At 70.6% G+C, this 21,859-nt stretch carries 25 protein-coding genes and 1 pseudogene; 11 read left to right on the top strand and 15 right to left on the bottom strand.

Features of this window, described 5'->3' with window-relative positions; genetic code table 11:
• Nucleotides 1-30: 30 nt before the first annotated feature.
• Nucleotides 31-993 (top strand): DMT family transporter, encoded by a 963-nt coding sequence (locus ACK4HH_RS08485; RefSeq protein WP_409650698.1) that lies wholly within the window; start codon nucleotides 31-33, stop codon nucleotides 991-993.
• Here ACK4HH_RS08485 and ACK4HH_RS08490 read toward each other — a convergent pair.
• Genes ACK4HH_RS08490 through ACK4HH_RS08500 form a run of 3 tightly spaced genes read right to left on the bottom strand, consistent with a single transcriptional unit; the run spans nucleotide 956 to nucleotide 2,681 of the window.
• Entirely contained in the window at nucleotides 956-1,474 is a 519-nt protein-coding gene (locus ACK4HH_RS08490) for a nitroreductase family deazaflavin-dependent oxidoreductase (RefSeq protein WP_409650700.1), read from the bottom strand. The genes ACK4HH_RS08485 and ACK4HH_RS08490 overlap by 38 nt on opposite strands.
• Nucleotides 1,471-2,133, bottom strand: coding sequence for a DUF2461 domain-containing protein (locus tag ACK4HH_RS08495; RefSeq protein ID WP_409650702.1), 663 nt, complete (start codon nucleotides 2,131-2,133; stop codon nucleotides 1,471-1,473). The genes ACK4HH_RS08490 and ACK4HH_RS08495 overlap by 4 nt, the downstream gene beginning before the upstream one ends.
• Nucleotides 2,130-2,681: a hypothetical protein gene (locus ACK4HH_RS08500; protein WP_409650705.1), complete on the bottom strand. Its 552-nt coding sequence runs from the start codon at nucleotides 2,679-2,681 to the stop codon at nucleotides 2,130-2,132. Before ACK4HH_RS08500 ends, ACK4HH_RS08495 begins: the two co-directional genes overlap by 4 nt.
• A 164-nt stretch (nucleotides 2,682-2,845) precedes the next feature.
• On the opposite strand from ACK4HH_RS08500, the gene ACK4HH_RS08505 reads away from it, so the two are divergent.
• Both ACK4HH_RS08505 and ACK4HH_RS08510 read left to right on the top strand, forming a co-directional pair.
• Nucleotides 2,846-5,347 carry an FAD-dependent oxidoreductase gene (locus ACK4HH_RS08505; protein ID WP_409650707.1) on the top strand — a complete coding sequence of 834 codons (2,502 nt, stop codon included), beginning with the start codon at nucleotides 2,846-2,848 and terminating at the stop codon, nucleotides 5,345-5,347.
• A gap of 15 nt (nucleotides 5,348-5,362) precedes the next feature.
• Nucleotides 5,363-6,679: a flavin monoamine oxidase family protein gene (locus ACK4HH_RS08510; protein WP_409650709.1), complete on the top strand. Its 1,317-nt coding sequence runs from the start codon at nucleotides 5,363-5,365 to the stop codon at nucleotides 6,677-6,679.
• A 21-nt stretch (nucleotides 6,680-6,700) separates the two neighbouring features.
• Here ACK4HH_RS08510 and ACK4HH_RS08515 read toward each other — a convergent pair whose 3' ends face one another.
• The gene (locus ACK4HH_RS08515; protein WP_409650711.1) at nucleotides 6,701-7,123 is read right to left on the bottom strand and encodes a DUF1761 domain-containing protein; all 423 of its coding nucleotides are present in this window, start codon (nucleotides 7,121-7,123) and stop codon (nucleotides 6,701-6,703) included.
• A 76-nt stretch (nucleotides 7,124-7,199) separates the two neighbouring features.
• Between ACK4HH_RS08515 and ACK4HH_RS08520 the strand changes: the two genes are divergently transcribed.
• The 5 genes from ACK4HH_RS08520 to ACK4HH_RS08540 all read left to right on the top strand — a co-directional run bounded on the left by ACK4HH_RS08520 (nucleotide 7,200) and on the right by ACK4HH_RS08540 (nucleotide 9,197).
• A complete protein-coding gene (locus tag ACK4HH_RS08520) occupies nucleotides 7,200-7,775 on the top strand; it encodes a 1-acyl-sn-glycerol-3-phosphate acyltransferase (RefSeq protein ID WP_409650713.1) in 576 nt (191 codons plus the stop codon).
• A 13-nt stretch (nucleotides 7,776-7,788) separates the two neighbouring features.
• Nucleotides 7,789-8,211 (top strand): hypothetical protein, encoded by a 423-nt coding sequence (locus ACK4HH_RS08525; RefSeq protein WP_409650715.1) that lies wholly within the window; start codon nucleotides 7,789-7,791, stop codon nucleotides 8,209-8,211.
• 91 nt (nucleotides 8,212-8,302) lie between these two features.
• Nucleotides 8,303-8,509 (top strand): DUF6290 family protein, encoded by a 207-nt coding sequence (locus ACK4HH_RS08530; RefSeq protein WP_409650717.1) that lies wholly within the window; start codon nucleotides 8,303-8,305, stop codon nucleotides 8,507-8,509.
• Nucleotides 8,499-8,765, top strand: a complete 267-nt coding sequence (locus ACK4HH_RS08535) for a type II toxin-antitoxin system RelE family toxin (protein ID WP_409650719.1) — start codon at nucleotides 8,499-8,501, stop codon at nucleotides 8,763-8,765. Before ACK4HH_RS08530 ends, ACK4HH_RS08535 begins: the two co-directional genes overlap by 11 nt.
• 213 nt (nucleotides 8,766-8,978) lie before the next feature.
• Nucleotides 8,979-9,197, top strand: a complete 219-nt coding sequence (locus ACK4HH_RS08540; RefSeq protein ID WP_409650722.1) for an amphi-Trp domain-containing protein — start codon at nucleotides 8,979-8,981, stop codon at nucleotides 9,195-9,197.
• Between the two features lie 54 nt (nucleotides 9,198-9,251).
• Here ACK4HH_RS08540 and ACK4HH_RS08545 read toward each other — a convergent pair whose 3' ends face one another.
• The 4 genes and pseudogenes from ACK4HH_RS08545 to ychF all read right to left on the bottom strand — a co-directional run bounded on the left by ACK4HH_RS08545 (nucleotide 9,252) and on the right by ychF (nucleotide 11,804).
• Nucleotides 9,252-9,740: a GNAT family N-acetyltransferase gene (locus ACK4HH_RS08545; RefSeq protein WP_409650724.1), complete on the bottom strand. Its 489-nt coding sequence runs from the start codon at nucleotides 9,738-9,740 to the stop codon at nucleotides 9,252-9,254.
• Nucleotides 9,741-9,823: 83 nt separating this feature from the next.
• Entirely contained in the window at nucleotides 9,824-10,126 is a 303-nt protein-coding gene (locus ACK4HH_RS08550; RefSeq protein WP_409650754.1) for a HigA family addiction module antitoxin, read from the bottom strand.
• A pseudogene (locus tag ACK4HH_RS08555) lies at nucleotides 10,113-10,394 on the bottom strand (type II toxin-antitoxin system RelE/ParE family toxin). The gene ACK4HH_RS08550 and the pseudogene ACK4HH_RS08555 overlap by 14 nt, the downstream one beginning before the upstream one ends.
• A 336-nt stretch (nucleotides 10,395-10,730) precedes the next feature.
• The gene (gene ychF / locus ACK4HH_RS08560; RefSeq protein ID WP_409650726.1) at nucleotides 10,731-11,804 is read right to left on the bottom strand and encodes a redox-regulated ATPase YchF; all 1,074 of its coding nucleotides are present in this window, start codon (nucleotides 11,802-11,804) and stop codon (nucleotides 10,731-10,733) included.
• A gap of 90 nt (nucleotides 11,805-11,894) precedes the next feature.
• Between ychF and ACK4HH_RS08565 the strand changes: the two genes are divergently transcribed.
• Nucleotides 11,895-13,712 carry a gamma-glutamyltransferase family protein gene (locus ACK4HH_RS08565; RefSeq protein ID WP_409650729.1) on the top strand — a complete coding sequence of 606 codons (1,818 nt, stop codon included), beginning with the start codon at nucleotides 11,895-11,897 and terminating at the stop codon, nucleotides 13,710-13,712.
• A 43-nt stretch (nucleotides 13,713-13,755) separates the two neighbouring features.
• Complete coding sequence (locus ACK4HH_RS08570) at nucleotides 13,756-15,603, top strand: glycoside hydrolase family 36 protein (protein ID WP_409650731.1); 1,848 nt, start codon at nucleotides 13,756-13,758, stop codon at nucleotides 15,601-15,603.
• Between the two features lie 71 nt (nucleotides 15,604-15,674).
• Here ACK4HH_RS08570 and ACK4HH_RS08575 read toward each other — a convergent pair whose 3' ends face one another.
• The 5 genes from ACK4HH_RS08575 to ACK4HH_RS08595 all read right to left on the bottom strand — a co-directional run bounded on the left by ACK4HH_RS08575 (nucleotide 15,675) and on the right by ACK4HH_RS08595 (nucleotide 19,527).
• Nucleotides 15,675-16,451 carry an SDR family oxidoreductase gene (locus tag ACK4HH_RS08575; RefSeq protein WP_409650733.1) on the bottom strand — a complete coding sequence of 259 codons (777 nt, stop codon included), beginning with the start codon at nucleotides 16,449-16,451 and terminating at the stop codon, nucleotides 15,675-15,677.
• A gap of 14 nt (nucleotides 16,452-16,465) precedes the next feature.
• Nucleotides 16,466-16,978 carry a metallophosphoesterase family protein gene (locus tag ACK4HH_RS08580; RefSeq protein ID WP_409650735.1) on the bottom strand — a complete coding sequence of 171 codons (513 nt, stop codon included), beginning with the start codon at nucleotides 16,976-16,978 and terminating at the stop codon, nucleotides 16,466-16,468.
• Nucleotides 16,975-18,012: an LLM class flavin-dependent oxidoreductase gene (locus ACK4HH_RS08585; protein WP_409650737.1), complete on the bottom strand. Its 1,038-nt coding sequence runs from the start codon at nucleotides 18,010-18,012 to the stop codon at nucleotides 16,975-16,977. Before ACK4HH_RS08585 ends, ACK4HH_RS08580 begins: the two co-directional genes overlap by 4 nt.
• Nucleotides 18,013-18,040: 28 nt before the next feature.
• Nucleotides 18,041-18,970 (bottom strand): DMT family transporter, encoded by a 930-nt coding sequence (locus tag ACK4HH_RS08590; protein ID WP_409650739.1) that lies wholly within the window; start codon nucleotides 18,968-18,970, stop codon nucleotides 18,041-18,043.
• 65 nt (nucleotides 18,971-19,035) lie between these two features.
• Nucleotides 19,036-19,527, bottom strand: coding sequence for a hypothetical protein (locus tag ACK4HH_RS08595; RefSeq protein ID WP_409650741.1), 492 nt, complete (start codon nucleotides 19,525-19,527; stop codon nucleotides 19,036-19,038).
• Nucleotides 19,528-19,566: 39 nt separating this feature from the next.
• Here ACK4HH_RS08595 and ACK4HH_RS08600 point away from each other — a divergent pair, with 39 nt between their 5' ends.
• Nucleotides 19,567-20,181 carry an exonuclease domain-containing protein gene (locus ACK4HH_RS08600; protein ID WP_409650743.1) on the top strand — a complete coding sequence of 205 codons (615 nt, stop codon included), beginning with the start codon at nucleotides 19,567-19,569 and terminating at the stop codon, nucleotides 20,179-20,181.
• Nucleotides 20,182-20,187: 6 nt separating this feature from the next.
• On the opposite strand, the gene ACK4HH_RS08605 is transcribed toward ACK4HH_RS08600, so the two are convergent.
• Nucleotides 20,188-20,751 carry an OsmC family protein gene (locus tag ACK4HH_RS08605; RefSeq protein WP_409650745.1) on the bottom strand — a complete coding sequence of 188 codons (564 nt, stop codon included), beginning with the start codon at nucleotides 20,749-20,751 and terminating at the stop codon, nucleotides 20,188-20,190.
• Nucleotides 20,752-20,863: 112 nt separating this feature from the next.
• The gene (locus ACK4HH_RS08610) at nucleotides 20,864-21,748 is read right to left on the bottom strand and encodes a phytanoyl-CoA dioxygenase family protein (protein ID WP_409650747.1); all 885 of its coding nucleotides are present in this window, start codon (nucleotides 21,746-21,748) and stop codon (nucleotides 20,864-20,866) included.
• Between the last annotated feature and the right edge of the window lie 111 nt (nucleotides 21,749-21,859).

Genomic DNA, 21,859 nt, shown 5'->3' on the forward strand with positions numbered 1-21,859 from the left:
AATACTTTCCGTGGAAAGGTTCTGCCGGGTATGACATCCACTTGGCGCTGGCTGCTCGTCGCCGCGATCGCGCCTCTCGCCTGGGGCTCTACCTACGTCGTCACCGCGCAGCTGCTGCCGGCCGACACCCCGATCTGGGGCGCCGCGCTGCGTGCACTGCCCGCCGGACTTGTGCTGCTGCTGCTCGCGCGCCGACTGCCGCGGGGTCGCTGGTGGTGGCGATCGGCGGTGCTCGGCGTGCTCAACGTCGGGGCGTTCTTCGTGCTCGTCTACCTCGCCGCCCAACTGCTGCCCTCGGGCGTCGCTGCGATGCTCATGGCCACCTCGCCCGCCGTGATCCTGCTGCTCGCGTGGCCGATCGCGCGCGAGAAGCCCGCCGCGCTCTCACTGCTCGGCGCCGTCATCGGCTTCGCGGGCGTCGTCGTGCTGCTCGCCGGCGCCACCGGCACGCTGAACGGCTGGGGCATCGCCGCCTCGCTCGCCGCCATGCTCATGTCGTCGGTCGGATTCGTGCTCGCCCGCCGCTGGAACGACGGCACCCCCGCTCTTTCTGTCACCGCCTGGCAGCTGACGCTCGGCGGCCTCGCGCTCGTGCCCGTCGCGCTGCTCGCCGAGGGTGCGCCCCCGGCGCTCGACGCGGCCGGGCTCGCGGGCGCCGCCTACCTCGCGCTCGTCGCCACAGCGCTCGCCTTCGCGACGTGGTTCGCCGCCCTGCAGCACCTGCCGGCCGGAGCCGTCGGCCTGGTCGGCCTGCTCAATCCCGTGGCCGGGGTCGCACTCGGAGTGCTCGTCGCGCAGGAGGCCTTCAGCGCCGCGCAGGTGGTCGGAATGATCATCGTGCTGCTCGGCATCGTGCTCGGGCAGCCCGCGATCGCCGCCGCGCTGCGCTCAGCGCGTACGCGGCGCACCGAACGACAGGCTCGGCGACGGACGGTGCCGACCGACACCGCGCAGCTCAGAGTGCGCGCAGCAGGTGCAGGCGGAACAGTCTGACCGTGCGCCCCGAGTCGCGCTCGTAGGCGCGGTACTCGGGCCACTGCGACTCGAGGTGGCGCCAGACGCGATCGCGAGCATCCCCCTCGATGACGGACGCCCGCACCGCGTACCGCCGCCCCCGCACCGTGATCTCGGCCTCGGGGTGGGCGAGCAGGTTGTAGGTCCAGGCCGGGTGCGTCGCGGCCGCCCAGTTCGTGCCCGCGACGATCGCCCGGCCGTAGCCGTCGGCCGTGTACATGAGCACGGTGTCGCGCGGCAGGCCGCTCTTGGCACCCGTCGTGGTCAGGATGAGCGACGGCACGAAGACGCTGCTGACCTGCACGCGGCCCCCGGTCGCGCTCGCGAGCGCACGCTCGATCGGCGGCATGACGCGATGCGCCGCCCACCGCCAGGCGCTCGTGCGCGTGATGGCCGACACGACGATGCGCACGCCGCGCACGATCGGGTCGGCGGTCGGCAGGGGTCGCAGCTCGGTCATCGGGTCGCCTCGACCGCGGTCGGCAGGTTCTCGGCGATCCAGTCGTTCCAGACGCGCACGGTGCGCCAGCCCGCGCGCACGCGGTCGACGAGCTCGGGCCCGGTCATCCAGTCGGCGGGCGCGTGCTCGGCGGCGATGGCCAGGCGCTTGAGGCGCAGCAGCTCGATCTTCGGGTGGTCGACGCTGAAGCCGCGGGGGGCGGTGGCGAGAGCATCCGTCGTCATGATCGAGAACCCGCTGTCGCCGACCTCTTCGAGCGTCGCCTCGAGGTCGCCGACGAGGCGGTTGTCGTCGACGATCTCGCGGAAGCGGGCGAGCTGCTCGCGCGCCGGCTGGTACAGGCCACCCGCGAGCACGACGCCCTTCTGCGAGAGCTGCAGGTAGTACGTCGCCGCCGAGTCGTCGGCCGTCACGAGCCCGAGGTGGTCTTTATATGGCCGCTTGTCGGCGCTGAACCGCACGTCTTTGTAGGGGCGGAAGATCTTGAGCGGGCCGAACTCGCCGCCCAGCGCGTCGATGAGGCGCTCGACGGGCGCCCTGACGCGCGTGTCGTAGCGCTGCTTGTTGGCGAGCCACCACTCCCTGTTCTGGTTCTGCTCGAGCTCGGCGTAGAAGGCGAAGGCGTCGGGATCGATTCCGGCGGTCTCGTTCTCGGTCATGGATGCTCGCTCTCGGCTCGCGCAGCGGTCAGGGTGCCCAGCGCCAGGTCGAGGCGCTCGGCGAGGTAGGCGTCGAGCGGGCGCAGCGCGGCGTCGGGAGCGGTGGGCATCCAGCGCACGAGCACTCCGCGTTCTCCCAGCACGAGCGGCCCGCGCTCGGCGGCCATCGCGGTGGGGTCGTCGAGCGGCACCGGGCGTGAGTCGATGACGACGGTGCTGCCGTCGGGCAGGCGCGCGTCGAGCAGGCGCTGGCGCAGCTCGCGGCGGGCCCGCGCGCTCTCGGACTGGTGGCCCGGCAGCACCTGCCGGCTCGCGCGCGCGATGCGCCCGGGCGCGAACACGTCTCCGCTGGGGGTGACGAGCAGCGCGCCGAGCACGAATCCTTCGCCGGTGCGCCGGAAGGTCTCTCGCCGGGGGATGAAACCGAGCGCGCGGTGCGCCGGCACCGTGACGACGAGCTGCTCGGGGGCGGCGCCCGCCGCGACGAGGCGCCCGGCGGCCGCGGCGAGCGCAGCGCGGGCCTCGGCGAGCGCGGGGAGAGCATCCACAGCCCTATCGTGCCGGACTCGGCTGGGTGCCGCATCGCCGAGGGCGAGTATGCCTGCCGCGGCATGTGCCGCGAGCGGCACACACGCTGGGCAGCACCCGTCCACGGCGAGTGTTGTCCATCGGGCCAATAAGCAATTAGCCTGCACTCAGGAGGCCCACCGCCATGGACAGACTCGTCGACCGGTCGTTGAGTGCGGCGGTGTTCGCCGCCGAGTTGCCGACGGGCGGTGAGGGGCTGCCGACCCGGGTCGGCACCATCGTGGTCGGTGGCGGCATCGTTGGTGCGAGCATCGCCCTGCACCTCGCCGAGGCGGGCGTCGACGACGTGCTGCTGCTCGAGCGCGGCGTGCTGACGAGCGGCACCACCTGGCACGCGGCCGGCCTCGTCGCCGGGGCGCGCGGGTCACGGGCCATGACGGGGCTGTCGTCGTACGGCCTCGCCTTCTACGGCGAGCTCGAATCGCGGTCGGGGCTCGACGTCTCGCTCACACGGAGCGGTTCGCTCAGCATCGCCCGCCAGCCGGGCCGCGTCGACGAACTCGCCTACGCGCGCGACGTCGCCGTGCGCAGCGGCATCGAGGCGCACCTCGTCGACGCCGACGCGGTCGCGCGCCTCTGGCCGCTCGCCTCACCCGAGGGCGTGCTCGCTGCCCTGCATTTCCCGAACGACGGCTACCTCAACCCCGGGTGGGCCGCGCTCGCGATCGCGAAGCTCGCGCACGAGGCCGGCGTGAGCATTCGCGAGGGCGTCGCGGTCACCGCGATCACCCACGAGCACGGCCGCGCGACCGGCGTCGTCACCGCGCACGGCACGATCGTCGCCGACCGCGTCGTCGTCGCCGGCGGGCTGTGGAGCCGCGACCTCGCCCGCACCGCGGGCGCCTCGCTGCCGCTCTACGCGGCCGAGCACGTGCACGTGCGCTCGAACCCCCTCGACGGCGTCGTGCCGACGCTGCCCGTGCTGCGCGACGTCGACCACAGCTACTACATCCGACCCGAGGCCGGGCGGCTGCTCGTGGGGGCGTTCGAGCCGCAGGGCATCCCGCGTGCCGTCGAGACGATCTCGACCGAGGGGTTCGCGACATTCCCCGACGACTGGCCGCACTTCGCCCCCGTGCGCACCGCCGCCGAACGGGCCGTTCCCGCGCTCAGCCCTGCGGGTTACGACCGCTTCCTCACCGCGCCCGAGAGCTTCACGCCCGACACCGCCTTCCTGCTCGGCGAGACGGCAGAGGTCGAGAACCTCTTCGTCGCCGCGGGCCTCAACTCGCAGGGCATCATCTACGGCCCCGGCATCGGCCGCGAGCTCGCCCGCTGGATCGTCGCCGGCTCGCCGCAGTTCGACTCGGCGAGCGTCGACGTGCGGCGCTTCTCGCGCCACCAGAGCAACCGCCACTACCTGCACGCCCGCACGGTCGAGAGCCTCGGGCGCCTCTACGCGATGCACTGGCCCGGCTACCAGTCGCCGACCGCGCGCGACGTGCGCCGCACTCCCCTGCACGCCCGGCTCGCCGAGCTCGGAGCCCGCTTCGGGGAGGTCAACGGCGGTGAGCGCGCGCTCTGGTACGGCGGGCCGACCCCCGAAAAGAGCTACAGCTACCGCCGCCCCGGCAGCTTCGACCAGGTCGCCGCCGAGCACCGGGCCGCCCGCGAGGGCGTCGCCCTGTTCGACCTCAGCCCGTTCACCAAGGTCGAGATCGCGGGGCCGGATGCTCTCGCCCTCGTTCAGCGCGCCGTGACGAGCGACGTCGACACACCGGTGGGGCAGGCCGTCTACACGCTGTTCCTCAACCGGAACGGCGGCATCGAACTCGACGGCACGGTCACCCGGCTCGCGGCCGACCGGTTTCTCATCGTCACCCCCTCGTTCAGCCACCACGCGACGCTCGGGCTGCTGCGCCGCCTCGCCCGCGGAACGGCGGCCGTCGTCACCGACGTCACGGCCGCGTTCGCGACGATCGGCGTCATGGGGCCGAGCAGCCGCGAGCTGCTGCAGCGCGTCTCGCCCGACGACTGGTCCGACGCCGCGCAGCCCTACCAGACCGGCCGCGAGGTCGAGGTGGCCGACGGCTTCGCCTACAGCCTGCGCATCAGCTTCGTCGGCGAGCTCGGCTACGAGCTCTACCCGTCGGCTGACCTCGCGGTGAACGTGCTCGACGCGCTGTGGGAGGCGGGGCAAGAGCTCGGGGTGCGGATGGCCGGCTACCAGGCGCTCGACACCCTGCGCAGCGAGAAGGGCTACCGGCACCTCGGGCACGACATCGGCCCCGCCGACGACCCCTACGCCGCCGGCCTCGGCTTCACGGTCGCGCTCGACAAGCCGGGCGGCTTCGTGGGCCGCGACGCGCTCGCCGCCCTCGACCCGCGCGCTCCGAAGCACCGCACGGTCTATGTGGCCCTCGACGACCCCGAGATGATGCTCGTGCACGACGAGGCGCTGCTGCGCGACGGCGTTGAGGTCGGGCGCCTCACGAGCGGGGCGTACGGGCACACGCTCGGCCGCTCGGTCGGCATCGCGATCGTCGACCCGGCGCTCGTCGACGTCGCCACCCTCGAACCGGACGGCAGCCCGGGCTTCGCCGTCGAGTGCCGCGGCATCGCGGTGCCCGCGACCGTCTCGCGCCGCCCCTTCTACGACCCGCGCGGTGAGCGCCTGCGCGGCTGACCCACAGGAGATTGCATGACCAGAACCGACGTGATCGTCATCGGTGCGGGGCTCGCCGGCCTGAGCGCCGCGCGCGACCTCGCGGCCGGCGGCGCCGACGTGATCGTGCTCGAAGCGCGCGGCCGCGCCGGCGGGCGCGTCGAGCAGACGCTCATGCCCGATGGCCGGCCGATCCAGCTCGGCGGCGAGGTCATCGGCGACTCCCACACCTCGTACCGGCAGCTGGTCGCCGAGCTCGGGCTCACGATCGTGCCGAGCTTCACCGGCATCCCCGGCGAATCGACGTGGCTCATCAGCGAGGGGCGGGTGCTGGGCGACGACATGACCTGGATGCCCGCCGCCGACCGCGCGATCTACGACCAGCTCGAGCAGCGGTTCGCGGCCCTCGCCGCCAGCGTCGACCCCGAGAACCCGTGGGCGCATCCCGATGCCGTCGCCCTCGACCGCCTCTCGGTCGGAGCATGGCTGCGATCGGAGGGCGCGACGCCCGCCGTGCTGCGCGCCATGGAGCTGCACACGCTCGCCCTCGCAGACCCCTCGATCTGGCGCCGATCGCTGCTCGCCGACCTGCGGAAAGAGGCCACCGCCGGCGCGACGGGGTTCTACGACTACGACGCGTGGGAGAGCGCGAAGGTGCTCGAGGGTTCGGCCACGGTCGCGCTGCGCATGGCGGAGGAGCTCGGGCACCGCATCCGATACGGCAGCCCGGTGAGCGCGATCGACGTGACCGGCACCGGCGTGGTCGTGTCGCTCGTCACCGGCGAGCGCCTGCACGCCGCCGACGTCGTGTGCGCGCTGCCCGCCGGGCCGCTGCGCGATGTGCGCATCTCGGGCGTGAGCGAGCCGTACCTGCGCGCGGCGACCCGCCGCCAGCACGCCCCCGCCGCGAAGCTCGTCACCGTGCACGCCACGTCGTTCTGGGAGGCCAACGGGCAGAACGGCACGGGCTACTTCGAGCACACGCTGCTCGGCGGCACGTGGGTGCAGACCGACGGCGCGCTCTCGGCGCTCGTGCCCGTGGATCGGCTCGGGCCCTACCAGGCGCTGCCCGCCGCCGATCGCGAGGGCGCCCTGCTCGACGAGCTCGTCGCCGCGTACGGCGAGCAGGCGCGCGACACCCAGGCGGTGTTCGTGCGCGACTGGTTCGCCGACCCGTTCACGCAGGGGTACATCACCGCGTGGCGCCCCGGCGACCTCACCGCGGTCGGGCCGCTGCACGGCTCGCACGAGCCGCCGTTCTGGCTCGTCGGCTCCGACCAGTGGGTGTGCGGTTACATGGAGGGTGCCGTGCGCACGGGTCGGGGCGCAGCCGCGCAGCTGCTCGCGCGCTGAGCCCTCGCGGCGTCGAGCGCGCTAGCCGAACAGGCCGATGACGAGGCCGACGAGCGTGTAGTTGAGCACGTCGCTGCCGACCTCGATGATCCACACCTTGAGGCCGTGGCCGGCGAAGAGCCGGTGGCTGAGCGAGCTCGCGGCAGCGAATCCGATGCCGAGCAGCAGGCCCGTGAGCAGACCGCCGAGCGGCCCGACCGGCCCGGCCGCGAGGCCGACGAAGTAGATGACGGATGCCACGGCCACGACCTGCACGAGCGCGCCGAGCGCGGTGAGCCCGAACACGAGCGCCATGTTGTCGCCCCCGGGCGCCTCGTCGCCATTACCCATGGCCTTCCACCAGACGGGGAAGAAGGTCTTCGGGCCGAACCACAGGGCTCCGGCGAGGAAGGCGACGACGAAGGCGACGAGGATCGCCAGCCAGTTGAGCTCGAGAAGGAACATGCGCGTGACGCTACTCGCGTGCGGAGGTTCGCGTCTACGCGGCACTCTGCAGCGTGCTGAGACGTAGTCTTGCTGGGTGTTCTTTCGACGCCTCGTGGCCCGCGCCTTCTGGGCGTTCAGCCGGTGGAAGCTGGTCTCCGAGCCAGCGCCCGACCGGCCCACCATCCTCATCGGGGCACCGCACACCTCGAACTGGGACTTCGTGTTCATGCTCGCCATCACCTGGCGGCTCGACATGCACGTGCGCTGGCTGGGCAAGAAGAGCCTGTTCCGCGGGTGGCGCGGGCCGATCATGCGGGCCTGGGGTGGCATCCCCGTCGACCGTGAGTCGCCGGCTGCGGTGGTCGGTGAGGTGCTGCAGAGCATCCGGGCCGGTGACATCTTCGGCCTCGTCGTCACCCCCGACGGCACCCGCAAAGGCCACACGCACTGGAAGTCGGGCTTCTACCGCATCGCGCGCGAGGCGGGGCTGCCGCTCACCCTCGGCTACGTCGACCGCACCACGATGACGACCGGGCTCGGCCCGACCATCGAGCTCACGGGCGATGTGTCGCGCGACATGGACGTCATCCGCGCCTTCTACGCCGACAAGTCGGGCGTGAAGCCCGAGCACCGCGTCGAGCCGCGGTTGCGCGAAGAGCTCGCGAGCTGAGCACCGCCGCCGCGTGTCCAGCCTCCTCGAGTTCGTCTTCGGCTGGTTCTTCGGGTTCTTCGCCGACCTCCTGTGGTGGCTGATTCCGGACGAGATCGAGCGTCGGAACGATCGGAAGCGGCTCTTGGAGGGCGAGGCGCGGTGCGCCATTCGCGCCGGAAAGGGTCGGGTGCTCAACATCGGTACCGAGTGGAGCGTCGGCATCGCTCAGATCACTCGCGGGATGCTGCATTTCACTCCCTCGATGGGCATCGTCGGCACCCGCGAGATACATGTGTTGAGCATCCGCGAGCGCGACGGGTCGATCGCGCCGAGCCCGCTCGAGCGACCGGTCGGCGACTGGCTCGACTTCATCGTCACAACCGCAGCGGGAGAACTCGTCGTCCGATTTCCGCTCGAAGTGGGCGACGCGGCGGCGGCAGTAGTGAAGCCGTAGGTGCGGCGAGCCTCCTCCACAGGGCCTGAAAGGCCATGCCGCTCCTATTCGATGCGTCACACATGTCATACACTCGACCCGGGAGGCGAACATGCTGTCCGTGCGACTGACTGCAGAACAGGATGCGATGCTCGAGAAGCTCGCGCGCGAAACCGGCCGCAGCAAGAGCTACTACGTTAAGCGCGCCCTCGACGACTTCCTCGCCGACCGCGCCGACTATCTGCTCGCGATCGCGGCCCTTGAACGCGAGGAGCCGCGCTACTCGGCTGCCGAGGTGAGGCGCGAACTTGGCCTATGAGGTCGAGTACACCGCAACGGCCCTTCGCCAACTCCGCAAGCTCGACCGACAGGTCGCCCGCAGGATCGTCGACTACCTGGATGAGGTCGCTTCGCTCGAGGACCCGCGCTCTCGCGGCAAAGCCCTCGTCGGTGACCGCGCTGGCGTTTGGCGCTATCGGGTCGGCGACTACCGCGTGCTGTGCGAGCTCCGCGACGCAGAGCTAGTGATCCTGACGCTGGCTGTGGGCCACCGCGGAGACGTCTACAACTCGTGACTTCGCCGTCGCCAGCGCTGGGTGCTCACTGGTGCGGACTCTATCTGGTGCGACAACCGTCGCACCGTTGCGCCATCACTTCAACGCATCATGGCCACCCGCCACGGTTGACACCTGAACTCTCAGCAATCGCGACGGCATGGCACCCACATTTCGCAATCGGTTCAGTTGTCGTTCGTCGCGGATGCTCCCGTCCAGTGATGGAGTCGACGCATGGACATTGTCAAGATCGAGAAGAAGCAGACCTTGAGCCGGGAAGAGGCCGCTCACCAGCTCCGCGCGATCGCGGACGAGCTGGCGTCGGGCAACGGCATCCTTATGGAGCGTGACGGCCTGCGGGTCACCGTCACGCTGCCCGACGAGGTCACCATGGAGGTCGAGGTCGAAATCGAGCACGACGAGCGCGAGTTCGAAATCACGCTCTCCTGGTAGTCGCGGCCGGGGTAGCGATCGACGCGGCACTCTCGCACGCTTTCGACACCTCCGTCACGACTGCCAGACCAGCAGCACCTGTTCAGCATCGAACTCGACGAATCGCTCACGCTCGACGAAACCGAGGTGAGCGAGTAGCGAGAGTGACCGCTCGTTGGCTGCCTGCGTCACCGCGATGATCGGGTCGCCGCGGGTGACCTCCGCGCAGGCCCACGCAAGAACGGGGAGGCATGCCTCACGTGCATATCCACGCCCCCACACCTCCGGCACGAACTCGTACGACAGCTCGATCTCGCCCGTGCGATAGGGGCCGATGTGCACGAGGCCGACAGGTTCGCCGGTCTCAGTAACCTCGACCGTGAAAGCTCCCCACCATGGCGTTTCGGCAACACGCTTCTGGATGTCCGCCGCAGCCACCGGCCCGCCCAAGTACGCCCGTACTAGCGGATCGGAGTACAGCCGCTCGAAGAGTTCCGCATCAGAGTCGCGGGCATCGCGAACCGTTAGACCGTCGGTGACGATCGGTTCAATTGGCCACTCCACAAAAACCAACCTTCACTCGGTTTCGCACTCGACCTCATGGGCGTCCTGCAGCACGACGCTCAGTCGGTCGGGCGCTTTCTCGGTCACGCGACCTGGAGGGGCGTGATCGCGGCGATCTGGTCAGCTGCTCGATCTTGCGCACGATCGAGCTCGTAGTGCGTCTGCAGGTTCAGCCAGAACTCGGCCGACGTGCCGAAGTACTTCGACAGCCGGAGCGCAGTGTCGGCACTGATGCCGCGCGTGCCGTGCACGATTTCGTTGATGCGACGCGGAGGCACACCAATCGCGACAGCGAGGCGGTTCTGGGTGATGCCAAACCCCGTGATGAAGTCCTCCATGAGAACCTCACCCGGATGAATCGGGGGAATTTTCTCAGTGATAGTCAACGATCTCCACCTCCTCTGGCCCAGCATCGGTCCACACGAAGCAGATCCGCCACTAGTCGTTAATCCTGATGCTGTGTTGCCCGGCTCGATCGCCCTTCAGCGCCTCAAGTCGGTTACCGGGCGGGATTCGCAAGTCGTCAAGAACGGTCGCGGCTCCCACTTGGCGAAGCTTTCGCAGCGCTACCGAATGGATCCGCGGATCGATCGACGGCACCCGCTCACGACGCCACAGTCGCTCAGTGTCTTTGCTTCCGAACGACCGGATCACTCGACTAGTGCATAACGCTTCGCGTCAATAACGCTAGACGTTAAACTGGAACTCGACCACAAGTCGCTTCACTTCACAAAGTCGCGCGAAGTGATCGATCCTTTCTGGGCATCAATGACTACTCGAAACCCTGACCACGAGCAGCCAACGACGTTCACGTTCTCGAGATTCGCGGTAATCGAAGAGTCATTGCGCGGGCCGTTTGGTGGCTCAGTAGTCCAGTGGACGTTCCCCTCCGCGTCGATCCCCGAGATGGACGAGGCGTAGTCGCCATGGAGCGATGGGTTCAGGCGGACGTCAACAACTCTCAAGGCCAGCACTCACCACCCGCGATTCCTAGACGTTAAAGCGGAACTCGACCACGTCGCCGTCTTGCATGACGTAGTCCTTGCCCTCGATGCGGGCCTTGCCCTTCGCGCGGGCCTCGGCGACCGAGCCGCAGGCGACGAGGTCATCGAAGCCGATGACCTCGGCCTTGATGAAGCCGCGCTCGAAATCGGTGTGGATGACGCCCGCGGCCTGCGGGGCCTTCCAGCCCTTGCCGATGGTCCACGCGCGTGACTCTTTCGGTCCGGCGGTGAGGTAGGTCTGCAGGCCGAGGGTGTCGAAGCCGATGCGAGCCAACTGCGCGAGGCCGCTCTCGCTCTGACCGGTCGAGGCGAGGAGTTCGGCGGCGTCGTCGGCATCCATACCGATCAGTTCGCTCTCGATCTTCGCGTCGAGGAAGACAGCCTTCGCGGGCGCGACGAGCGCGGCCAGCTCGGCCATGCGGGCGCTGTCGCCGAGCACGCCCTCGTCGACGTTGAACACGTAGATGAAGGGCTTCGCGCTCAGGAGGCCGAGCTCGCGGATCGGGGTGGCGTCGAATCCTGCGGAAGAGAGGGTGGTGCCGGCCTGGAGGAGGGCCTGAGCATCCAGCGCCGCCTGAAGCACCGAGGGGTCGGCCTTCTTGCCCTTGACCTCTTTTTCGTAGCGCGGAATCGCCTTCTCGAGCGTCTGCAGGTCGGCGAGCATGAGCTCGGTGTTGATGGTCTCCATGTCGCTGGCGGGGTCGACGGCTCCGGCGACGTGCACGACGTCGCTGTCGGTGAAGGCGCGCACGACCTGGGCGATCGCGTCGGACTCGCGGATGTTCGCGAGGAACTGGTTGCCGAGGCCCTCGCCCTCGCTCGCGCCCTTGACGATGCCCGCGATGTCGACGAACGACACGGCGGCGGGCAAGATGCGCTCGCTGCCGAAGATCTCGGCGAGAACCTTCAGGCGCGGGTCGGGCAGCTCGACGACGCCGACGTTGGGCTCGATCGTGGCGAACGGGTAGTTCGCCGCGAGCACGTCGTTCTCGGTGAGCGCGTTGAAGAGGGTGGACTTGCCGACGTTGGGCAGGCCGACGATGCCGATAGTGAGAGTCACGGGGGTCAAGCCTACCGGCGGGTGATGCGGGCACCGGATGCGCAGCCCGAGCTCGGCACCGTGCCGGGTCGTGCGGGTTAGCGTTCAAGCATGACCGACTTCACTGCCCCGCCCGCCGACCGCACCCGCCCCGAGCTGCGCGGCACGTTCGGCATGGCGGCGAGCACGCACTGGCTCGCGACCGCGACGGCGCAGTCGGTGCTCGAGCGGGGCGGCACCGCGGTCGACGCCGCGATGGCCGCGGCCTTCGTGCTGCACGTCGTCGAGCCGCACCTCAACGGGCCGGGCGGGGACCTGACGGCGATCGTCGCGCCCGCGGGAGAGCATCCGTTCGTGCTCGCCGGACAGGGCGCTGCCCCCGCCGCCGCGACCATCGAGCACTACCGAGGGCTGGGGCTCGACGAGATCCCCGGCGCGGGTCCGCTCGCCGCCGCCGTGCCCGGCTCGGTCGTCGCCTGGCTGCACCTGCTCGCGACCCGCGGCACGTGGCAGCTCGCCGACGTGCTCGCCCCCGCCCTCGGCTACGCGCGCGACGGGCACCCCGTGCACGAGAACGTGGTGCGCACCATCAGGGCGGTCGCACCGCTGTTCGAACAGCACTGGCCGACCTCCGCGGCGCAGTGGATGCCCGGCGGCCGCATCCCCGAACCCGGCGACCTGATCACCAACGAGCCCTGGGCCCGGGTGCTGGCGCGCCTGCTCGCGGCGGGCGAGTCGACCGGCTCACGGGAGTCGCGCGTGCGCGCCGCCATCGCGCTCTGGAACGAGATCGTCGGCGAGGCGGCCGAGCAGTTCGTGCAGAACCCGGTGCAGCATTCGATCGGCGGGGCGCTGCCGGGGGTGCTCACGGCCACCGACCTCGCCGCGTACTCCCCCGCCGAAGAGGCACCCGCATCGCTGACCTTCCGCGGCGTCGAGGTGCTCAAAGCCGGGCTGTGGACGCAGGGGCCCGCGCTGCTGCAGTCGCTCGCCATCCTCGACGCGGCCGCCGCCGCGCACGGCGACGCTGTGCTCGACCCCTCGACGGCGCTCGGCGTGCACACCATCACCGAGGCGCTCAAGCTCGCGCTCGCCGACCGCGACGCCTGGTTCGCCGACCCCGCGGTGATCGACGACCCGTCCGGGTTGCTGGCCGACCTTCTCGACCTCGCCTACGCGGCCGAGCGCGCTGCGCTCATCGGCGAGACCGCCTCGCGCGAGGTGCGCCCCGGCCGCCCCGGCGGGCGGGAGCCGTGGATCCCGCCCGTGCGTCTCACCGGCTCTGCCGCGGCCCCCCTGCCGGGTTCGGGCGAGCCGACCCTCGACCGCGCGGGCCGCCAGCGCGGCGACACCTGCCACCTCGACATCGTCGACCGCCACGGCACGCTCATCTCGGCCACCCCCTCGGGCGGCTGGCTGCAGTCGTCGCCGACGATCCCCGCGCTCGGCTTCTGCCTCGGCACGCGCCTGCAGATGTTGTGGCTCGACCCGACGTCTCCGTCGCGGCTCGAGCCGGGCATCCGGCCGCGCAGCACCCTGTCGCCGACGATGGTGGTGCGCGACGGGCGCGTCGTCGAGGCGCTGGGCACCCCGGGCGGCGACCAGCAGGATCAGTGGCAGCTGCTGTACCTGCTGCGCCGCATCGTCGGCGGCTACGAGCCTCAACAGGCGATCGATGCGCCGATGTTCCACACGGATGCGATGGTCGCCTCGTTCGAGCCGCGCACGGTGCAGCCGGCGTCGCTCACGGTCGAGTCGCGGCTCGGCGACGAGGTGATCGCCGAACTGCGGGCGCGCGGCCACGAGGTGACGGTCATGGGCCCCTGGAGCCTCGGTCGCCTCAGCTGCGTCGGCATCGAGCGTGACCGCGGGTGGATGTTCGCCGCGGCCAATTCGCGCGGCAACCAGGGCTACGCCGCGGGTCGCTGAGCCGCGCGGCCGAACGAGCCGCACCAAAGGTATGATCTAAACCATGCCCCACGGCTTCGAGCGCATCGTCGCGCACCCCGAGCGTCCTGCCCACTCCGCCGAGCAACCAGGCGACACGCACCTCGCGAGCTTGCGGCTCGACGGCTGGCACGACGTGACCGTGCGCGTGCTGCACCCCTTCACGTGGGATGCGAAGTTCCGCGGCTTCCGCATCGACGAGCTCGCCATCAGCCCCGCCCGGCCGCGCACGCTCGTGAGCGGCGCCTACTCTGTCGCTGACGCGGCCGTGCTCAACGTCGACGACGCGCGCGGCACGCACACGGCGTTCGACTTCCCCGAGGGCGACCGGCACGACGGCGTGCTCTACCGCACGATCGGGCACTCCCCCGAGGTCGACGAGAGGTATCAGGATGCAGCCGGTTGGTGCACGGTCGCCGGCGTCGACGCCGACGGACGCCCCGTCGCCCTCGCCACCGCCCTCGACCGCAGCGACTGCGTGCTGCTCGACCTTCTCGTCGACGACCACGGGCTCACCGTGCAGACGCGCCTGCCGTGGCAGTCGTTCCGCCCGGCAGAGCTTCCGGCGACGGATGCCCTCCCCGGGCTGCTCGTGCGCCACGGGCTCGGCGACCACGAGTCCGCCGAGGGCTGGCTGCGCACGCTGCTCGCGGCGACGGTGCCGAGCCGAGCATCCACCGCCCCGCCGCCGCTCATCGCCGACACCTGGGGGTTCGGCACCGACATCGACCCCGAGCGGGTCACGGCGTTCTTCGACGTCGCCGCCGACCTCGGCGTGGAGGTCGTCACCGTCGACAAGGGCTGGGAGGACCACGTCGGCGACTGGAACGCGCAGTCCGGCTACGCGGGCGGAGTCGCCGGCATCGCCGCGCTCGCGCACGATCGCGGCATGAAGCTCGGGCTGTGGGTGGGGGCGGGCAACGCGGCGCCCGACTCGGCGGTCGCGACGGCGCACCCCGACTGGCTCGCCACCTGGCGAGGTCGCCCCCAGATGGTGTCGCACCGCAACCACTCGCTGTGCCTCGGGCACGAGCCCGCGCGCGATCACGTGCTCGCGTGCCTCGATCGCCTCGTGCGCGACGGCGTCGACTGGCTACTGCACGACTTCGAGACGATCAGCCGCTGCGACGCCGACCACCACACGCACGACCCCGGTGCGGGCGAGGCGGCGGGGGTGACCGGCTGGTACTCGGTGCTCTCCGCGCTGCGCGAGGCGCACCCCGACCTGCTCATCGAAAACTGCTGGAACGGCGGCAAGCCCCTCGACCTCCAGATGATCGCGCACCACGACACGACGATCGGCGACGACTGGTGCCGGTCGCAGGAGAACCGCCTCGCGGCCCTCGGCCTCGGCGTCTACCTGCCCTCGTCATGGACCAGCAAGTACATGGGCGACGAGCCGCACCTGCCGTTGCGCGCGCAGCTCGCGCCGTACCTCGTCGGCGGCCCGTGGATCCTTATGGGCGACCTGCCCGGCTGGTCGGAGTCGCAGCTGGCCGAGATGACGCGCGCGATCGCGATCTACCGCGACTGGCGCCCGGCGTCGATGGATGCTCGCGCGGTGCCACCCGTACTCTCGGGCTCAGCGGCCGGTGTCTGGGGCTCGGCGGCAGGGGTGACGGGAGTCGCACTGACGCCCGGCCCTGACGGCGCCCAGCTCGCCACGTTCACGGTCACTGAGGCGGGGGTCGGGCACCTCGTGCGATGGCATCCGGAACTGGCCGCGAGCGGTGCAGACTTCGACACCGTGTGGATCGTGCGCGACGAGTGGAGCGGCAGCGAGCGAGTCGCCACGCACGCTGAGCTCGCGGCGGGTATCCCGCTCGATACGGCGAGCGCCGACGGCCTCGCGCTCAGCGTTCGCCCGGCCTGAGCAGTCTTCCCGCACACGCAATGTGCCTGTCGTGGCACGTGCCGCGAACGGCACACACGCTCCGCAGGGCCTTAGACCGAGAAGCCGCCGTCGCTCGTCAGCAGCTGACCTGAGATCCAACGACCCGCGGGCGAGAGCAGAAAGTCGACGAGTCGCGCAGCATCGTCTGGCGTGCCAAGACGACCGGTGGGCTGCATCGCCGTGAGGTGGGCGCGCACCTCGTCTGTCATCCAGCCGGTGTCGACCGGCCCCGGGTTGATGAGATTGGCCGTGAGGCCGAGGTGACCCAGTTCGCGTGCGGCGGCGATGACGATGCGGTCGAGGGCGCCTTTGCTCGCACCGTAGGGCATGTTGTCGACGACGTGGTCGCTCGTGAAGGCGACGATGCGCCCCTCGCCCTCGGGCACCTGTCGTGCGACGGCCGCAATGAGTTGCCACGCAGCGCGCACATTGACGGCGAAGTGACGGTCGAAGCTTTCGAGCGTCGTGGTGAGGATGCTCGAGTCGATGCTCTCGGAATGCGCGAGCACGAGCCCGCTCACCGGCCCGAGCGCGGCGGCAGCGGTCACCACGATCGCCTCGACCGCCTCCGCGTCGGTGAAGTCGACCTCGATGGGCAACACTCGAACGCCGAACGCCTCGAGTTCGGCACGGATCGTGTCGACGCCATTCGACTCCCACGGCAAACCAGCTCGGCGCTCATAGGGCGACCAGTAGGTGAAGGCGATGTCACGACCCCGCTCGGCCAGCAGGCGAGCGGTTGTGTGCCCGATCGCGCCGCGGCGACCAACGCCAGTGATGAGCACCGCGCCGGTCAGCTTCTCTGCGGTATCCACGTCGGCATCCACCGCCACAGGCTAGCTCAGCGCGGCGTCGGCACGAGCTGCACATCGACCAGCTGGCCGCCGTCGATGGCCGCCGTCATGACCGTGCCGACGGGCTGCCGTCGCCGATCGGTCGGCGAACCCGGGTTGAGCAGCCGCAACCCGCTGGGGGTCGTTGTGTCCCACGGGATGTGAGAGTGACCGAAGACGAGCACGTCTGCGGGAGCATCCGAGGCCGGCCCGAAGAGAGCGTCGCATCGCGCCTCGCGCCCCGCCGCTGGCCCCGTCTCGTGGATGACCGCGATGCGCACCCCGTCGACCTCGACCCGCGCGATCTCGCCGAGCCGCGCGTGCAGTTCGGGGCCGTCATTGTTGCCACCGACTCCGACAAGGCGTCGGGATCGTGCTTCGAGCGCCTCGAGCGTCGCGACGTCGACCCAGTCGCCCGCGTGGATGACGAGGTCGGCCTGCTCGACGAGGCTCCACACCTGCGGCTGCAGCGCTTTCGCCCGCACCGGCAGGTGGGTGTCGCTCAGCAGCAGGAGCCTCATGCGAGCGAGGGCACGATCTCCGCGTCGACCACGGGCATGACGTCGCGCACGATCGCCTCGAGCAGGCGCGCGTTGAACTCGACCCCGAGCTGGTTGGGCACGGTGACGAGCAGCGTGTCGGCGGCCTGCACGGCCGCGTCGCGCGCAAGCTCGGCGGCGATGACGTCGGGCGCACCGATGTACGAGCGGCCGAAGCGCGAGCGCGAGCCGTCGAGAATGCCGACCTGATCGGTCTGCGAGCCCTGCGCCTGCACCCCGAAGTAGTACTGCGTCTCCTCGTCGATGATGGGCAGGATGCTGCGGCTCACCGACACGCGCGGCTCGCGCTTCCATCCGCGCGCCGCCCACGCCGAGCGGAAGAGCGCGATCTGCTCGGCCTGCAGCTCGTCGAACGGCACCCCGGTGTCTTCGGTCAGCAGCGTCGAGCTCATGAGGTTCATGCCCTGCTCGGCCGTCCACACGGCGGTCGCGCGCGTGCCGGCGCCCCACCAGATGCGGTCGTACAGCCCGGGCGACTGCGGCGTCACCGGCTGGGGCTTGTCGGTACCGATCATGCGCGGGTTGCCGGGCGCGAAGCCCTCGCCGTCGATCGCGCGGCGGAACAGGTCGGTGTGCTCCCGCGCCATGTCGGCATCCGTCTGCCCCTCGGCGGGGATGTGGTCGAAGTACCGCCAGCCGTCGACGACCGCCTCGGGTGATCCCCGGCTGATGCCGAGCTGCAGCCGGCCGCCGCTGATCAAGTCCGTCGCCCCGGCCTGCTCGGCGAGCGACCAGGGGTTCTCGTAGCGCATGTCGATCACGCCCGTGCCGAGCTCGATGCGGCTCGTGCGGGCGGCCGCGGCCGCCATCATCGGGAACGGGTTCGAGTGGTTCTGGGCGAAGTGGTGAACGCGGTAGTACGCGCCGTCGACGCCGACCGCCTCGGCCGCCACCGCGAGCTCCACGCCCTGCAGCAGCGCCTCGCCCCCCGTGCGGGTGCGCGAGCCGGTCACGCCCATCCAGTTGCCGAACGACAAGAACCCGAGCTTCGTCATGCTCAGATCAATGCGTGCGCATGCAGAACTATTCCTGCGGGATGCGCTGAGCATCCCGAATCGGCCTCTCGGGCCCGGGAATCGTCGCGCCCGGCCGCGTCGTCAGGTATACGCCCGCCAGCACGATGAGCCCGCCGATCACCTGCCACACCGTGAGGGCATCGCCGAGCGCGACGGCGATGATCGCCGTGAAGACCGGCAGCAGATTGAGGAACACGCCCGTGCGCGAGGGGCCGAGCTGGGTGACGGCGACGTTCCACAGCAGGTAGGCGAGCGCGCTCGGGAACACGATGATGATCGCGAGCCCCCACCACCCCTCGGCCGACGGTTGCGCCTGAATGCCGACGAGCGCCATGACGGGCGCGAGCATGATGGCGCTCATGCCGACCTGCACGGTCGTCGCCGTGATGGGCGGGGTCTGGATGCGCCGGCTGATGATGACGTAGGCCGTCCACGCGAGGATCGCCCCGAGAATGAGCAGGTCGCCGACCGCGACGCTCACGTCGGAGATGCCGCCCGAGCCGCCGAGCAGCACGACGATGACCACGCCGACGAACGAGATCGCGATGCCGAGCACGCCCCCGCGACGGATGCGCTCCCCCAGCACCACGACCGCGGCGAGCGCGATCACGGCCGGGTTGATGGCGCTGATCACACTCGCGTTGACCGGCGAGGTCGTGTCGAGCGCGGCGTAGAGCAGCAAGGTGTACCCGACCATTCCCAGCACGGCCTGGACGATGTGGATCCACCACTCCCGAGCCGCCAGCCGCCACTTGTCGAGCCGGTCGCGCTCGATCCACAGCGTGATGACGAGCAGGATCGGGAACGCGCCGAGCCACCGGAAGAACGTGAGCTCGAGCGGCGTGAACTCGGCGATCACGCGATCGCCGACGACGAAGTTCATCGCCCAGAAGAGCTGGGCGAGCACGGCGGGCGAGTAGCGGCGGAGCAGGTGCACGCTCTCAGGCTAGGGCCGCGGTCGGCTGCGCACGTGCGCGAGAGCGCGCGCATCCGCGCGGTGCATCAGGGCGCGGGCGGCGCAACCGAGGACAGCCCCGGCTCGAGCCCGGGCTCGAGGTCGCCCGCCGGCACGACGCCGTCGAACGGCGTCACCGTGGCGAGGCCGCCCCACTGCTCGTCGGTGGCGAGGAAGACGGCGATGCGGGCACTCGTGTCGAGCTGGTCGCCGAACGCGTAGGGGTCGGCCGCGCAGCCGTCGGCGCGCGAGGCGATCTCGATCTCGAGCCCCGCGAAGCGGTCGTCGCTCGCCTCGAGCACCTCGAAGCGGTAGAGCCGCGCATCGCCGCCGAGCAGGTCGACCGTGCCGACCTGCTCGATCACCTCGCCGACGACGATGAGCTGCGCCGAGGCGGCGAGCGCCTGCTGGTCGTCGAAGGTCACCCAGCTGACGCACTCCTGCTGCTGCGTCAGGAAGGGCAGGGCCGAGCATCCACTGAGCATCATGGCGGCCGCGGCGAGCGCGACCAGGGCCGATCTGCGAGCGCGCCGGGTCATGACCCCACCGTAGTCGGCGGCCCGTGCCACCATCGAGGGGTGCCCCTGAACTTCACCGCGATCGACTTCGAGACCGCCAACAACCACGCGGCCTCGGCGTGCTCGGTCGGGCTCGTGAAGGTTCGCGAGGGCCGCGTCGTCGACCGCGCGAGCTGGCTCATCCGCCCGCCGTTCGGCTTCGACGACATGCTCGAGTGGAACACGCGCATCCACGGCATCACCGCCGCCGACATCGTCGACGCGCCCCTGTGGGCCGATCAGGTGGATGCTCTTCTCGAGTTCGTCGACGGCGACACCCTCGCCGCCCACAACGCGGGGTTCGACATGGGCGTGCTCGCGGCGGCGCAGAGGGCCAGCGCGCTCGAGGTGCCGAGCCTGTCGTACGTGTGCAGCCTGCGGGTCGCCCGCAAGACCTACCACCTTGACTCGTATCGCCTGCCGGTCGCGGCGATGGCCGCGGGCTTCGAAGACTTCGCGCACCACGACGCGCTCGCCGATGCTGAGGCGTGCGCCGCGATCATCGTGCACGCGGCGAAGCGGCACGACGTGAGCGAGGTGGCCGATCTCGCGCGCGTGTGCGGCACGAGCGTCGGGCGCACCGGCGCAGCGGCTGAGGCCGAGGCGGCCGACCGGCGGCCGGCCGCGCTCGCCTAGGTCGCCTCAGGCGCTGCGCACGACCGCGCTGACCGGGGTCGGGTTGGCGAACAGGTCGAGCACGGGGCAGTGGGCGTCGACGACGTCGCGCAGCTGCTGGTAGCGCTCCTCGCTCTCCGGGCCCGTGATCGTGATCGTGAGGCGCACGTCGCTGAAGCCGGCCCGCACGGTCTCGTCGATGCCGAACAGGCGGCGCGCATCCAGATCGGCTTCGGCGTCGATGCGGATGTCGTCGACCTGGATGCCGAGCCCCTGCGCGTAGAGGCGGTAGACGACGATCTGGCACGAGATGAGCGCGCCGAGCGCGTACTCGACGGGGCTCGCCGCGACGTCGTCGCCTGCGAGAGCGCCGGGCTCGTCGACGACGAAGGCGTGCTTGCCGGCGCGGATGCTCGAGGCGACCGAGCCCTTGCCTTCGCCGCTGACGCGGTAGGTGAGCTGGGCGGTGGTCGGGTCGGCGCCGATGCGCGCGCCCCAGGCGGAGCCCGCTTCGATGAGCCGGGCCGCGCGCTCGTCGGCGCTGACCTCGGGAACGGACGTGGGAACGGAGGGTGCGGTGAGAAGCGTCATGCGCCGACGGTACGAGCGGATGCCCGCCCCGTCGACCCCGCCCGTCACACGGCGTCGCGGCGCGTCACGGGGCGTCGCGCGGCGTCACGATCCGCAATGTGCGCGGTGGTGCTCAGCGGTCGCAGCCGCCCGACTTGTCGGCCCGCGAGCCCGGCACGCTGAGGTCGCGCAGGCCCTTGTAGGCATACGGGTCCTCCCCCGCGACCATCACGATGTCGCGGAAGTCGTACTCGGCGAAGTAGCGGCCCTCGCTGTTCTGCCAGGGCAGCAGCGACTCGGCGCTCATGTAGTGGTTGACGAGGGCGCGCCGATAGCCGTGCTTTCCGCTGTTCTCAAGCGAGCGGTGCAGCAGGTAGCCGTTGAAGAACAGGGCAGCGCCCGCCGGCACCTCGACCGGCACGGCGTCGTCGTCGGTGTAGGGGAACCCGTAGGCCTCGTCGGTGCAGTCGAAGCGCTCGTCGGTCTGCTCGTGGTCGGGGTAGAGCACACCGCGCGCGTGCGAGCCGGGCAGCACCCACAGGCAGCCGTTCTCGGTCGTGGCGTCGTCGAGGGCGATCCACACTCCGGCGAGCGAGCGGTCGCGCGTGGGGATGAAGTGCTCGTCTTGATGCCAGGCCTGGCCCGGCTTGCCCTCGCTCTTGATGAACAGCATCGACTGCATCGCCTTGACGTTCGGGCCGATCACGCGCGTGAGGCCGTCGACGATCCGAGGGTGCCGCATGATCTGCCGGGCGACCTCGCTGATCTTGTGCGGGTGGTGGATGCAGAGGTACTGCCGCAGCACGTCGGCGTCGCTCTGCCCGGGGTGAGCATCCACCGCGTCATCGGACGGGTTCAGGCCTGCCCGGCAGATGCGCAGGGCCTCGGAGTTGACCTCGGCCACCTCGGCCGGGGTGAGAGCGCCGCGCAGCACGGCGAAGCCGTCGCGCGCGTACTGGGCGACGAAGGCCTCGTCGACGGAATCGTGCATGACGAGGGAATGAACAGCAGCGGCCATGCCTTAGATCATACCTTTACGCCCGCGCCCGCGCTGTGACGAGCCCAGATCTGGGCCAAGCGGGCTGTTCGGGCAACGAGAAGCGCCCTATTGCCCCAGATCTGGGGCAAA

The organism is Microcella sp. (assembly GCF_046296455.1).
Taxonomy (GTDB): domain Bacteria; phylum Actinomycetota; class Actinomycetes; order Actinomycetales; family Microbacteriaceae; genus Microcella.